The sequence below is a fragment of the Exiguobacterium sp. SH5S13 genome, from assembly GCF_004337085.1.
Lineage (GTDB): Bacteria > Bacillota > Bacilli > Exiguobacteriales > Exiguobacteriaceae > Exiguobacterium > Exiguobacterium aurantiacum_A.
This window is the reverse complement of sequence record NZ_SJUS01000003.1, coordinates 19,758-34,275: the sequence shown is the minus strand read 5'-3', so window position 1 is coordinate 34,275 and position 14,518 is coordinate 19,758. Positions and strand designations below refer to the sequence as shown.

The 14,518-nt window shown below is 55.1% G+C and carries 10 protein-coding genes; 2 read left to right on the top strand and 8 right to left on the bottom strand.

From position 1 onward, the window contains the following. Positions 1–43 precede the first annotated feature (43 nt). Positions 44–223 (bottom strand): hypothetical protein, encoded by a 180-nt coding sequence (locus EVJ30_RS02825; RefSeq protein WP_070328819.1) that lies wholly within the window; start codon positions 221–223, stop codon positions 44–46. Positions 224–335: 112 nt separating this feature from the next. On the opposite strand from EVJ30_RS02825, the gene hemG reads away from it, so the two are divergent. Together hemG and EVJ30_RS02815 are read left to right on the top strand one after the other, a co-directional pair. Further along, entirely contained in the window at positions 336–1,703 is a 1,368-nt protein-coding gene (gene hemG / locus EVJ30_RS02820) for a protoporphyrinogen oxidase (RefSeq protein ID WP_131467945.1), read from the top strand. Further along, positions 1,700–2,773 carry a TIGR04053 family radical SAM/SPASM domain-containing protein gene (locus EVJ30_RS02815; RefSeq protein ID WP_131456695.1) on the top strand — a complete coding sequence of 358 codons (1,074 nt, stop codon included), beginning with the start codon at positions 1,700–1,702 and terminating at the stop codon, positions 2,771–2,773. The genes hemG and EVJ30_RS02815 overlap by 4 nt, the downstream gene beginning before the upstream one ends. Positions 2,774–2,806: 33 nt before the next feature. Here the strand turns inward: EVJ30_RS02815 and clpB are convergent, their stop codons facing one another. The 7 genes from clpB to pcrB all read right to left on the bottom strand — a co-directional run bounded on the left by clpB (position 2,807) and on the right by pcrB (position 14,429). Beyond that, on the bottom strand, positions 2,807–5,398 hold the full coding sequence (clpB, locus tag EVJ30_RS02810) for an ATP-dependent chaperone ClpB (RefSeq protein ID WP_131456693.1): 2,592 nt from the start codon (positions 5,396–5,398) through the stop codon (positions 2,807–2,809). 18 nt (positions 5,399–5,416) lie between these two features. Continuing rightward, positions 5,417–6,283 carry a DnaJ C-terminal domain-containing protein gene (locus EVJ30_RS02805; protein WP_070328816.1) on the bottom strand — a complete coding sequence of 289 codons (867 nt, stop codon included), beginning with the start codon at positions 6,281–6,283 and terminating at the stop codon, positions 5,417–5,419. A 140-nt stretch (positions 6,284–6,423) separates the two neighbouring features. Next, entirely contained in the window at positions 6,424–7,533 is a 1,110-nt protein-coding gene (locus EVJ30_RS02800) for a CamS family sex pheromone protein (protein WP_236634111.1), read from the bottom strand. A 205-nt stretch (positions 7,534–7,738) separates the two neighbouring features. Further along, on the bottom strand, positions 7,739–9,232 hold the full coding sequence (locus tag EVJ30_RS02795) for an LPXTG cell wall anchor domain-containing protein (protein WP_131467943.1): 1,494 nt from the start codon (positions 9,230–9,232) through the stop codon (positions 7,739–7,741). 255 nt (positions 9,233–9,487) lie between these two features. Then, positions 9,488–11,482, bottom strand: a complete 1,995-nt coding sequence (gene ligA / locus EVJ30_RS02790) for an NAD-dependent DNA ligase LigA (protein ID WP_131467941.1) — start codon at positions 11,480–11,482, stop codon at positions 9,488–9,490. A 9-nt stretch (positions 11,483–11,491) separates the two neighbouring features. Next, complete coding sequence (gene pcrA, locus EVJ30_RS02785) at positions 11,492–13,708, bottom strand: DNA helicase PcrA (RefSeq protein WP_131467939.1); 2,217 nt, start codon at positions 13,706–13,708, stop codon at positions 11,492–11,494. A gap of 40 nt (positions 13,709–13,748) precedes the next feature. Then, positions 13,749–14,429, bottom strand: a complete 681-nt coding sequence (gene pcrB, locus EVJ30_RS02780; RefSeq protein ID WP_131456683.1) for a heptaprenylglyceryl phosphate synthase — start codon at positions 14,427–14,429, stop codon at positions 13,749–13,751. Positions 14,430–14,518 lie beyond the last annotated feature (89 nt).

Genomic DNA, 14,518 nt, shown 5'->3' with positions numbered 1-14,518 from the left:
CCGATAGTTTACAACCGGCTCATCTTATCATATCTTCTCAAGCTTAGCCATCAGGCGGACCGTCATCTTTGGACGATCCTGGCTTGTACCAGTCCTCGTCGGCCCAAATGACCGGCGGACTTTCCTCATCCCCGGCAAGCTTCTCTCCATGTCGGTTCATCGCGGCGATGAATGCGACAATCCCAACGACGACAATCGAAGCTGTGATGCCGAACCAAACCATAGTCGCCCCTCCCTTTCATCCGTGACAATTTCGTCTAGAACCGCGTGATACTTATCCTATGTCTACACGCATATTCTCGGTACGGTTAATTCGAAGACTATTATAGAAATGGGTGAATCGATTGAACAACATTGCGATTATCGGGGGCGGCATCACGGGTATGGCCGCTGCCTACTATGCGAAACAGGCTGGTGCACACGTCACACTCTATGAATCGAGTGATCGGATCGGCGGGAAAATCAAGACAGTTTATCGGGACGGATTTGTACTCGAATGCGGTCCCGACGGTTATATGGCCAGAAAGCCGACGTTGACCGAGCTCATCACCGAACTCGGTCTTGATGAACAGCTCGTTCGTTCACAGACTGGCACGTCTTACATATACGTTCGAAACAAGTTACGGCAAATGCCAAAAGGTTCCGTCATGGGCATTCCCACGAAATTTTGGCCGATGGTGAAGACCGACCTGTTCACGTGGCGTGGAAAGGCTCGGGCCGGGATGGACTTGGTGCTCCCCCGCGTCTATGCGGGCGAAGACATTTCACTCGACACGTTTTTCCGGACCCGACTCGGCTCTGAAGTCGTCGAATCGATGATCGAACCGCTCCTATCAGGCATTTATAACGGGACGCTTCAAGATATGAGCATCGAGTCTACTTTCCCTCAGTTTATCACGATTGAACAAAAAACACGCAGCTTGATTCTCGGCATGAAAGCACTCACGCCGCCTGTACAAGCCGGAGTGAAACCGCGTGAGGCCGGGAAGTTTTTATCGTTACAAAACGGGCTCGGAATCCTCATCGAGGCGCTCCGTCCGTCGATCGACCGCCTCTACACCGGCACCCGTGTCGCCTCGGTCCGCCCTCATGAGATCGAACTCGAGGACGGCACGATCGAACAGTTTGACGGCATCATCTTAGCGACTTCGCCGAATGCGCTCGGCCCGATCCTCGGAATCCCCGAGGCGGAGCGATTATCTCAATTGAAGCGCACCTCATCGATCACCGTCCTCGCTGCGTTCGACGAGAAAGATGTGGCGGCGCTCGACGGGACAGGTTACGTCATCGCCAAAGCGGAAGCCAATGCGTTGACCGCCTGCAGTTGGATGCATAAGAAATGGCCTCACATGGCACCGAAAGGTAAGGCGCTCTTGCGCGTCTATATCGGTTCCGATCACGTGCCCGCCTTATTAGCTGCAACGGATCAAGCGGTCGCCGAGTTTGCGTTAAACGAGCTCCGCAAAATTCAACACGTCGGGACACCGCTTTTCACGAAAGTCGAGCGCCACGTCGATACGATGCCACAATACGAGGTCGGTCATAAGCAACATGTGCACGCGTTCGAACATGCCTTGGCCGCTCTCGATGGCGTCGAGGCGTGCGGGGCGATCTTACACGGGGTCGGGCTTCCCGACTGTGTCGATTCCGCCAAACAGGCCGTCATGCGGGCGATGACGGCGAAGCAGGTGGTGCGTTCATGAAACGGATTGATTACAACGAGAACCCGTTCATCGTCATCTGGGAAGTGACGCGCGCCTGCGCCTTGTCTTGCGTCCATTGCCGGGCCGAGGCGCAGTACCATCGTTACCCGGATGAATTAGACACGGCGCAAGGCAAAGCGCTCATTCGTGACATTTACGCGATGGACAACCCGATTCTCGTCTTCACAGGCGGCGACCCACTCATGCGTGAAGACTTGTTCGAGTTGACTGAATACGCGGCGTCACTCGGCATGCGCGTCTCAATGACCCCATCAGCGACGCCACGGGTGACTCATGACGCGGTCAGACGGGCCAAAGCGGCCGGGTTGACACGCTGGGCGTTCTCACTCGACGGTGCCGACGCGAAAGCGCACGATTATTTCCGGGGGACACGCGGCAGCTTCGAGCGGACGATCCGCGGCATCTCCTATTTCCGGGAGGAAGGCATGTCGTTCCAAATCAATACGACCGTGACCGAGTACAACGTCGACCAACTGCCAGAGATCGCGAAACTCGTCGGTGAGCTCGGCGTCTCGGTCTGGACGCTGTTCTTCCTCGTCCCGACCGGTCGCGGCTCGCTGCTGCAACCGATCTCGCCGGAACGACATGAGGACGTGCTGCGCTGGGCGTTCGCGCTGCAAGAACATGTGCCATACATCATCTCGACGACCGAGGCCCAGTTCTATCGCCGGGTCGCCCGGCAAGAAAATCAAAAACGGAAAGACGCAGGACTCGCGCCGATCGGTCATCCGCATGACGACCTCGCCAAAGCGCCGCGCGGGACGAATGACGGCAACGGCTTCGTCTTCATCTCTCACACCGGTGATGTTCAACCGTCCGGCTTCCTGCCGATCAAGTGCGGCAATGTCAAAACGACACCGCTTGCCGAGATTTATCGGAAACATCCGGTGTTCAAGACGCTGCGGGACCCGGACACGCACGGCGGCAAATGCGGCTACTGCGAATACCGTTACTTATGCGGCGGATCGCGTGCCCGAGCCTACGCCGTCACCGGCGACTATAAGGCAGAGGAGCCGTATTGCACGTATCAACCTGAACACGCTAAATAAGGAGCACAGGCCGAGGCCTGTGCTCCTTATTGTTTAGTACGCCACCGTCGTCGGACGGAGCGTCAATTCTCCGTTCTCGACGTCGATCATGACGGTCTGACCATCCTCGACGTCACCGGCGAGAATGCCGCGCGCGAGCTTCGTCTCGATCGTCCGTTGTACGTAACGGTTGATCGGACGGGCGCCAAACTGTGGCTCGTATGCTTCGTCGGCGATGAACGCTTTCGCCGCGTCCGAGATTTCGATCCGAATCGAGCGTGCCGTCAAGCGGCTGCCCATCCGAGCGACCGCTTTCTCGACGATTTGCCCGATTTGGGCGCGCGTGAGCGGATGGAACAAGATCGTCTCATCGACCCGGTTCAAGAACTCCGGCCGGAAGTGGCGACGGAGCCGCTCGATGACTTGACGTTCTTCCTCTTCATCGATGATACCGTCTTTCGCGGCCTCGAGTAAAATGTCGGCCCCGATGTTTGAGGTCATGATGACGATCGTGTTCTTAAAGTCGACGACGCGACCGTGTGAATCGGTCAAGCGACCGTCATCGAGTAATTGTAGCAAGATGTTGAACACGTCGGCGTGTGCTTTCTCGACTTCGTCAAGCAAGAGCACCGAGTACGGGCTGCGGCGCACCGCTTCGGTCAATTGACCGCCCTCTTCGTAGCCGACGTATCCTGGAGGTGCCCCGACGAGGCGAGATACGGCGTGTTTCTCCATGTACTCACTCATGTCGAGACGGACGATGTGGTCTTCAGAATCGAACATCGCTTCGGCGAGCGCTTTCCCGAGTTCGGTCTTCCCGACCCCGGTCGGACCGAGGAACAGGAACGAGCCGATCGGACGGTTCGGGTCTTTAATGCCGGCCCGGGCCCGGATGACAGCGTCGCTGACGAGTCGGATCGCCTCATCTTGTCCGAAGACACGTTGATGCAGTACCGTCTCGAGGTTGAGCAACTTGTCGCGCTCACCTTCTGTCAACTTCGTCACCGGGATGCCCGTCCATTTCGAGACGACCTCGGCGATCTCTTCTTCCGTCACTTCTTCCCGGACGAGTTCACGCGTCACCGAGCCGGCGAGACGCTCCGCTTCGGCGAGGTCACGTTCGAGCTCTGGAATCCGTCCGTACTTCAACTCGGAAGCCCGGTTCAAGTCGTAGCGGCTCTCGGCTTCTTGCAGTTCGAGCTTCACTTTCTCGAGGTCCCCGCGAATGTGTTGGACGCGGTGTGTCGACTCTTTCTCGTTCTCCCAGCGCAGGCGGAGCGCATCCGCTTGTTCACGCGTCGAGGCGAGCTCTTGCTGGAGCACGTCGAGACGTTTTTTCGAAGCCTCGTCGCTCTCTTTCTTCAAAGCGGCCTCTTCGATTTCAAGTTGCATGACGCGGCGTACGAGTTCGTCGAGTTCAGCCGGCATCGATTCCATCTCGGTCCGGATCATGGCACACGATTCGTCGACAAGATCGATCGCCTTGTCTGGCATGAACCGGTCGGTGATATAGCGATTCGACAGCACAGCCGCCGCGACGAGCGCGTTGTCATGAATGCGGACGCCGTGATGGATCTCAAAGCGCTCTTTCAATCCGCGCAAAATCGAGACCGTGTCTTCGACGTCCGGCTCGGCGACGAGCACTTGCTGGAAGCGCCGTTCGAGCGCCGGGTCTTTTTCGATATATTGGCGGTACTCATCGAGTGTCGTCGCGCCGATACAGTGAAGTTCACCGCGGGCGAGCATCGGTTTGAGCATGTTGCCCGCGTCCATCGCGCCTTCCGATTTACCGGCCCCGACGATCGTGTGCAACTCGTCGATGAAGAGGATGATCTTCCCTTCCGCCTCTTTCACTTCGTTCAAGACCGCTTGTAACCGTTCCTCGAACTCGCCGCGATATTTGGCACCGGCGACGAGCGAGCTCATGTCGAGACTGAAAATCGTCTTGTCTTTTAAGCTTTCCGGGACGTCACCGCGGACGATGCGCTGGGCAAGCCCTTCGACGATCGCCGTCTTCCCGACCCCTGGCTCCCCAATGAGCACCGGGTTGTTTTTCGTCTTCCGGCTCAAGATGCGGATGACGCGGCGAATCTCACTGTCACGCCCGATGACGGGGTCGATCTTTCCGGTCTTCACTTCTTGAATCAAATCACGGCCGTACTTCGTCAAGACGTCGTACGTCGCTTCCGGTGACTTCGACGTGATGCGTCGGTTGCCGCGCACGGCGACGAGCGCCTCGCGCAACTTGTCCTCGGTCACGCCTTTACGCTCGAGCATCGCTTGCGTCTGGCTCTTGTTGAGGAGGATGCCGAGCAAGATGTGTTCGACCGAGACGTACTCGTCACTCATACCGGTCGCTTCACGCTCAGCTGTCGTCAACACGTTAAGCAGCGAGGCCGAGATCATCGGTGTCGTCGGGTTTTGAAGTTTCGGTGCGTTCTTGAGTGCCATCGCGACCTCTGCCTCGATCTCCGCGACGTTCAACTCCATCTTTTGCAACAACAGTGGAATGATGCCGTCAGCTTGCGAAATCATCGAGGCGAGGACGTGCCATTCATTCATCTCGCTATGATGATACTGTTTAGCAAGTGCTTGCGAACTGACGATCCCTTCATGCGCTTTATCTGTAAATCGATTGAAATCCATGTTGTTTCCTCCTTATGCTCAGCGTTCTAGTTGTTCATAAACAGACCGGTGGGCGGCGTCGAGCGGCAAGTCGACCTCGAGTTGGATGAACAAGTCGGACCGGACTTTTGAAGCGGTCATGAAACCACGACCCGGAATCCGCATCCGCTGGCCCGGACGTGAGCCCGGTTTGACTTTAAGCTTGACGCGGCCGCCGTCGAGCGTCGCGACGACGACTTCGGTACCGTCTAGGAAAGCGAGTGGCCGCAACCGTTTGACGGTGATGACGTTCGCTCCTTCTCGTCGATACGTCTCGTCATCGGTGAAATGGAGTTCGACGTACACATCGCCCCGGTCGCCTGATTGACCGACTTTGCTGCTCTTGCCTTTCAGTCGAAGTTTCTGGCCCTCATGGGCGCCTTGCGGAATCTTCACGTTGACCGTACCCGTTTGCAGGCGCAAACTCACTTTCGAATCACTCGTCAACTGGCTGAGCGGCACGTTGACCCGGACCGTCTCATCTAAGTCTTCTTCTACCGCTTGGTTGAAGAAACTTCCGAACATGTCGTCGAATCCGAACGTCCGCGACGTCGTGCGTGATCCGCCACCGAACTGACGGAACAAGTCTTCAAATTGCGCCGAACCTTCCCCGTATCCGTCACCGTCATACGTCCCTTGACCGAACGTCGGGCCTTCCGGACTGCCGTAACGGTCATAATTCGCTTTCTTGTCGGGGTCGCTCAACACATCGAACGCTTCTTGGATTGCTTTGAACTGATCTTGTGCCCCCGGCTCTTTATTCACATCCGGATGATATTGTTTCGCTAATTTTCGATAAGCTCGCTTAATGTCTTGGTCGGATGCCTGTTTCGACACGCCAAGCACGTCATAGTAGTTTTTCGTCATCTCGATTCACCTCACCTTATTCTTTCCCGTTTCTGTTAAGTCTATTCTACCGATTTGGTCAAAGAAGGTCAAAGATTTTCCTCGTTACAATACATACGAAAAAAAGAGGCGCTTCGTTTCATTACGAAGCACCTCTTCTGTTAAAAGTAAACTTTCGGTGTAGCCATGCCTTCTTCGAACACGATCGTCACTTCTTGTGTGCCACCGAGTGAGGTGACATTGATACGGACCGGGACGTTCCGATTGTATTCCCAACGGTTCTCAAGCAAACCGACGACGTGTTGTGTGAAACCGACGAGTTCGGCCCGGCTGTAGAATTGGATCGGGATGTCGATCTCGATGCGTGACAAATCACCGTTCTGATAGAATCCTTTACCAATCATGCCGCTGAAGTCAGGGAAGACATCAGCGATTCGGTCGCTAAACAACGTGAACTTCTGTGCGTCATCACGCACTTCGGTCGTCGCCGTATTCGATGGGAAGTAGTAGTACTTCTCGTCGATTGCTTTCCAATCAGACGCGGCCACTTCCGCACCTTCCCCGACGAACGCTGACTTGACATAATTGCCCGGTGTCGGTGACCCTTGCGCCGACTTCATGTATAGGGCGACGTTAATGTCAAGACCCTTAAAGTCTTCACGCTTCCGCAGTTGTGCGACGAGTTCATTTGCCATCCGTTCCCCTTCTGCGATGACTTTTTTCGCATCTAACTTTTCCGTGTAGGTCGGACCGAAGTTCGGGGCCTGGAAGACGTACTCGCGGTTCAAAATGAGGGCGAATGAGACACCGTCGAGTTGATATCCGCTATCCGTCTTTGTCATATAGTTTTGTTCGACGAGCGACGCCAAATAGAGCGGCGACTTCTTGTTTTCTTCGACGAACTTGGCATCTGCCACTTCTGCCGTCCCGTTCGCATAGGCCGGGTTGAGCGGTGTCAGACCTTCAGACGTTTTATCTTTTCGTCCGAGCAGACGAGAGACGTCTTCAGCCTTCAATAATTGCCCTTCTTGATAAACGTATTGTTCAGGCGCGAACGCGCCGGTCGAATGACGCATGAGACCAAGCTCGACTTCTTCTAGTTCGAGCGATGAGCTGACTTGGCGTTGGGCGAGCCCGCGCGCTGCGGCCGGCTTGAATGGAATTATCATCTGGTAATACGAGTCACGCGCTTCAATCGCTTGTGTGACACCTTCTGACGTCGTCTCGTTCCCGGTCGGCGTCACTTCTTCTTCCCCCATCGGAATTTTCATTGAACACCCACCGAGAAATACCGTCGCGGCGAGGGCGGGGATTATTATTTGTTTCCATTTCATCTATGTCCAAACTCCTTTGACGAATCAATTCGTTATACACTTCGTCCATTATAACAAAATCGTCTGTTGAAAAAAGTGTCGAAGCGGAATCAGTCGAGAATCACAAAAATACGTCCCTCGACTTTCATCGAAGGACGTATGATCAAGTTTTTGAAGACGGCCGGCGCCGGTGTGTGAAGAACAATAGGCCGAGTACGATCAAGACGAGGCCAATCACAGTAGCCCACGTCTCGGTCGTGCCGGTCATTGGCAATGTGCCTTGCTCAGGTGACACGGGCGTGGTCGGTTCTGGTACGTATGCTTCCTCGTCTTCCCGTTCCGGAATCGCTTGTTTGACGTGGACTGTCGTTTCCGCCGCCCGGGAGACGCGAGCTGCCTCGTTGACTTCAAACGTGAACGTGACCCGGTTCGTCAAAATCCCCCCGGCTCGAACATCGTATGACGGCAGCAACACTTTTTCTAGTTCGAGCACGACTTCCTCGCCCGGAATCAATCCGTTCTCGACTTCAGCGAGCGCTCGCATCCCGTCGCGGAGCACCTCTGTCGTCTCGCGTTGTTCTTTCGCTGTCAAAGCGCCGCTCGTCCACTCTTCCACCACGTCGACGAAGTAAAGGGTGACGTTCGACGTATTCGTGAGCGTGTACGTATAGAGGATCGTCTCGCCCGGATGAACCGTTTGCGGGTTCGCGACTTTCGTGACCGTGAAATCGAGCCGGTTGAGCAAAACGATTTGCTGACTTTCGGCGTTGACGACACGACCCGATTCATCTGTCGCAGCGACACGGAAGATGTTCCCAACTTCAGGATGCATCACTTGGTCGTAGTCGCTCGGCACATCGAGAATTACAGTCGTTTCGACGCGTTCGCCGGAAGCGAGACCATCGTCACCGATGAGCGCCGTCAACTTGCTGCGTACTTCCTCGTTGAAAGCAGTGATGGCATCGTCTTGAATCCCACCGCTGAAAAACTCGTCTTCAATCGACGTGATCGTCAACGTCGCATCGCCCGTGTTCTCGATGACGAACGTATAAGGGATGCTCCCTCCGACGACGGCTTGGTCGATGTTCGCCTCTTTGCCGACTTCAAGTCCGATTGCGACCGCTGGTTCGACCGTCGTCGCCGCGACTTCTTCGATCATCGGCGCTTCGGTTGCCGGTTCTGTCTCTTCGTCCACTGACTCACTGCTCTCGGCTGTGACACCAGGTTCTGCCACTTCGCTCACTGGTTCACTGCTCTCGTCGGTAACACCAGATTCTGTCACCTCGAGCGCTGGCTCTTCAATCGGTAGCTCTTCAATCGGTAGCTCAGCTGTAATCGATGCTGGCGTAAACGAGTACGGCACGCCTTCCTCGTTATATAACGTAACTTGATCAATCAAGGACGTCTCGACTGCTTGAACGTCCACGATAAAACGCCAGACGTCCGCGGTCTCGCGAACCCCATAATACGTAATATCGGCATAGACAAGACTAGCTTCGTCTAGTGTCGCTTGCTCTTCAGCGGTGAGATCGACTTGGACGTACAGCATGCTCGTTTCCGTCGTGTCGCTTGCATAAAGAACGTTTGGTGCCCACATGCCGATGAGTAAAACGAATAACGTGATGAATGCCGTGAACCGTTTGGTGGCGCTACGCATGGTGGTCCCCTCCTCTAAGATGTATGTCCATCAGTGACAAAATGTCCCGACGACAGCGCTCTAGCACGGAGAGGAGATAGAGGGTGAGTGTGCGCGAGTCGTGGTGTCAAGAGTACCTCGGTTGCAGAAATATTTTACAATTTTGTTGTTACTATTCATTACCCGTCCACCACTTTAGTGAATCCGTCCATATACTGAGATTTTTATAAATCAGGTCAATGAAAAAAGACCCTCGCTTCTTTGAGGGTCTTCCGTTCAGACGTGTTCCGCTAAAAAGGCGAGCAGTTTCGATTCATCCCATACTTCGACACCGAGCGCTTCGGCTTTCGACAGTTTTGAACCTGCCTTCTCGCCAGCGACGAGGAGATCGGTGTTCTTACTGACACTTCCGGTCACGCTCGCGCCGAGGAGTTCTAATCGTTTTCCCGCCTCACCGCGTGTCATCTCATACAACTTCCCGGTCAAGACGACCGTCTTACCAGCGAGCGGGGCGTCGGCGGCGACGGACCGCTTCACTCCTTTGAACGTCAAGTTGACACCGGCCGTATCGAGTTCGCGGACGAGTTCACGCGCCTCAGGCTTCTCGAAGTAAAGAACGATCGATTCCGCCATCTTCGTCCCGATCCCGTCAATCCCGATCAACGCTTCAACCGAGGCGTCCATAATCGCGTCCATCGTCTCGAACCGCTCCGCGATGAGTGAGGCCGCTTTCTGACCGACGAGACGAATCCCGAGGGCGAACAACACCCGTTCAAGCGAATTCTGTTTCGATTGTTCGATTGCGGCAAGCAAGTTCGTCACTGACGTCTCACCCATCCGTTCTAAATCAAGGAGCGCTTCTCGCTCGAGGACGTACAAATCGGCGACGTTATGGACGAGGCCAGCCGCATGAAGCTGGGTGATGACTTTTTCACCGAGACCGTCGATATTCATCGCTGGTCGCGACACGAAATGAATCAGCCCTTCGAGCAGTTGGGCCGGACATTCCGGGTTGACGCAGCGATGATCCGCCTCACCGTCTAAGCGGACGAGTTCGGACTCACAAGCCGGGCACCGGGTCGGGAAAACGATTTCTGCCTCGTTCCCGGTCCGTTCGCTGACGAGCGCGGACACGACGGCCGGAATGACGTCCCCTGCCTTTTTAATGACGACTCGGTCGTTGATCCGAAGGTCTTTCTCTTTGATGAAGTCTTCGTTATGGAGTGTCGCGTACGTCACGGTCGATCCCGCGACCGCGACCGGCGCGAACCGGGCCCGCGGCGTCACTTTCCCCGTCCGTCCGACACTGAAATCGACGTCTTCGATCGTCGTGACGACTTCTTCGGCCGGGAATTTATAGGCGACGGCCCAGCGCGGGCTCTTGGCCGTAAAACCGAGCTGTTCTTGTTCTTCGTAAGCGGCGACTTTGATGACGATCCCGTCAATCTCATACGGAAGTTCTGAACGTTTCGTCACGTACATCTCGATATAGTCCCACAGCTCGTCCGCTGTCCGACATGTCGTATATTCCCCGCTCACGGCGATCCCGAGACGCTTCAAGTATTCGAGCGACTCATCATGTGACGCGACGAGCTCATCGTTTGAGACGAGCCCATACGCGAAGAAGGCGAGATTTCGTGACGACGCGATCTTCGAATCGAGCTGACGGAGCGACCCGGCGGCCGCATTACGAGGATTGGCGAACAACGGCTCCCCAAGGCGTTCCCGCTCGTCGTTCAAGTGTTCGAACGAACGTTTCGGCATATACGCCTCGCCGCGCACTTCGAACGTCACATCCTCATTCAGACGGAGCGGGATCGTGCGAATCGTCTTCAAGTTTTGCGTGATGTCTTCGCCTGTCGTCCCGTCTCCACGCGTCGCCCCGCGCTTGAAGCGACCGTTTTCGTATTTGAGCGAGACGGCAAGACCGTCGAACTTCAGCTCGGCGACGAACAACGGGGCATAGCCAAGATCTTTTTCAATCCGCTCGACCCACTCGATCAAATCGTCTTTCGAGAACACGTTGCCGAGCGAGAGCATCGGGGTATCGTGCGTCACTTTCACGAACGCATCGAGCGGGGCACCGCCGACGCGTTGCGTCGGCGAATCCGGGCTCCTAAGCTCCGGATAGTCCGTCTCGATTTGAATCAACTCGTTCATGAGCCGATCGTACTCGGCGTCCGGGACGCTCGGCCGGTCAAGTACATAATATTCATAGCCGTATTGGTTCAACTTTTGTCGTAACGTTTCGACGTGTTCTGTCATCTCCATACGATCACCTCACGCTTTTTCGATCGGGGCAAATTTGGCGAGCAGGCGTTTAATCCCGACTTGCGGGAAGGCGATATCAAGTTCGAGCTGATCGCCCTCGCTACGTGTCTGAACGACCGTCCCTTGTCCCCATTTTTTATGATTCGCTTTATCCCCGACTTGCCAGCTTATCGACTCGGCACCTGACGATTGGGCGACTTTTGGCTTCGGTTTCGAGCTGAACCCGTTGACTGGCAACTTCCCAGGTGATTCGACCGGATTCCACGGCATCGCTTTTTTCGCTTTGCCCGAACGTTCGAGCAGCGTTTCCGGCAACTCGTGCAAGAAACGGGATTCCGGATTGTTTTGGAACCGTCCGTACAACATGCGCGACTGAGCCCGTGTCAAATAAAGGCGCTTCTCGGCACGGGTGATGCCGACGTAGGCGAGACGGCGTTCTTCTTCCATCTCTTCCGGGTCATTCAACGAACGGCTGTGCGGGAACAACCCTTCTTCCATCCCGATCAAGAAGACGACCGGGAACTCGAGCCCTTTTGCCGAGTGAAGTGTCATGAGCGTCACTTGATGCAACTCATCGACCTCTTCGAGCGAGTCAAGGTCTGAGACGAGCGTCAAATCGGTCAAGAAGGCGACGAGCGTCTGCTCTTCGCTCTCCTTCTCAAAGTTTTGAGCGACGGAGAGAAATTCTTGTAAGTTCTCGAGGCGGCTCTCGGCTTCGAGCGTCTTCTCGATTTTAAGCATCTCTTCATAGCCTGACTTCTTCAGTACTTCTTCAATCAGTTCAGAGATCGACAAATAGTCTGCCATTTGCCGAAGGTCGATCATAAGCTGGCGGAACTCGGTCAGCTTCGTCGCCGCTCGCGGCGCGATACCCGACAGTTCGATGTCGCGAATCGCTTCCATGAGCGAGACGCCTTGCATACCGGCGAAGTCGCCGAGCTTATCGACCGTCGCCGCGCCGATGCCGCGTTTCGGTTCGTTGACGACGCGGACGAACGAGAGGTCCTCGTCCGGATTGGCGATCAAGCGCAAGTACGACAGGATGTCTTTAATTTCTTTACGCTCATAGAACTTCGTGCCGCCGACCATCTTGTATGGGATGTTCGACTTGAGCAACGTTTCCTCGAGACCACGCGACTGGGCGTTCGTCCGATATAAGACGGCCATCTGGCCGTATTCGATGCCTTCTTGGCGCAGTTCTTTCATCTCGTTGATGATGAAGAACGCTTCGTCCCGGTCGTCCGAGGCGACGTGGATGAGCAGTTTCTCTCCCTCGTCGTTATCGGTCCATAAGTTTTTGTCTTTACGGGTCGAGTTGTTTTTAATGACCCCGTTCGCCGCTTCTAGAATCCGTTTCGTCGACCGATAGTTCTGTTCGAGCAAGATGACGTGCGCGCTCGGATAGTCTTTCTCGAACGTCAAAATGTTGGCGATGTCGGCCCCGCGCCAGCGATAGATCGACTGGTCTGAGTCACCGACGACACATAGGTTCTCATGAGCGGCCGCGAGCATCTTGACGAGCGTATACTGGGCCCGGTTCGTATCTTGATATTCATCGACGTGGATGTATTGGAACTTCTTCTGATAGAATGCGAGCACGTCCGGGGCTTCTTCGAATAACTGGATCGCTTTCATGATGAGGTCATCGAAGTCGAGGACGTTGTTGTGTTTCAGCTTCTTCTCATACGCCGTGTAGACGTCCGAGATGACTTTTTCGTACGGATTGTTGCCGACGAGTCCGGCCGCGTCTTTCGCTGTGCGCAGTTCATTTTTATGGTTCGAGATCATCCCGAGTAACGTCCGGGGCTCGTACTTCTTCGGATCGAGGTTCAACTCTTTGAGCACTTGCTTGATCGCCGTGAGCTGATCGGACGAATCCAAAATCGAGAAGTTACGGTCGTAACGGATCCGGTCGATGTCGCGGCGCAAGATGCGCACACACATCGAGTGGAACGTCGAAATCCAAATGTCGTCTGCCACGCCGCCGACGAGACGGGCAATCCGGTCTTTCATCTCACGGGCTGCTTTGTTCGTGAACGTGATCGCGAGAATATTCCATGGCGCGATTTGTTTCGACGCTATCAAATAGGCGACGCGATGCGTCAACACACGTGTCTTACCTGATCCGGCACCAGCCATGATCAAGAGCGGACCGTCTGTATATTTGACCGCTTCTGCTTGTGGCGGGTTCATGCCTTTGACTAATTCTTCGCTTAAGTTATACATAGGGGGTATCCTTCCTTATTTCCAAACATTTGTTCTTATTTTAACGGACTACTTGCACAGTCGCAAGCGCCCCTTCGAGATTGTCGTAAATGATGTTGCCGACGACGATCGTGTCGGCGTATTCGGCCATCATCCGGGCCGTGTCGCTCCCGTCGATGCCGCCCCCATAAAACACGTGGGCATTGGGTAAAGCCAGCTTCACTTCTTTGACGACGTCAGGTGAACCGAGCGTGCCGCTATATTCGAGATAAAGCGACGGGAGACGGAACAGATGATGACCTGTTTCGGCGTAGGCGACGACTTCTTCAAGCGTCAACGTTGCTCTCGCCCCGGTCACAGCGGCCACTTTCGCTTCCGGATTCAAGACGATATACCCTTGTCCGGTCACGTTATTTGAGTCAAACAGATGGCCGTACCGTTCGAAAGCCCGCATTTGATGACCGACGACCCAATCGACGGTGCCGGCGTTCAACACCGTCGGGATAAAGTAATGATCGAATCCACGGATGGCGTGTTCAGGATGACTCATCTCGAGCGCGACCGGAATCCCGCAACCTTGCAGCCGTGCGTAAAGGGCGAACGTGTTCTCCGCATCGACCCCGTCCGTACCACCGATGAGAAACGCGTCCGTACCTGAACGGACGAGCGCGGCAAGTGCCGATTCATCGAGCTTTTTGTTCGGGTCCAGTTTAAACACATGGCGCCACGTCTGAAAATCCATCCATCTTCCCTCCATTCGATACCTTCTCTAGTGTAGCGATTTTTAGGACAGGTTGCATCTGTTGGACAAAAAAAAGACTTGCCGAAGCA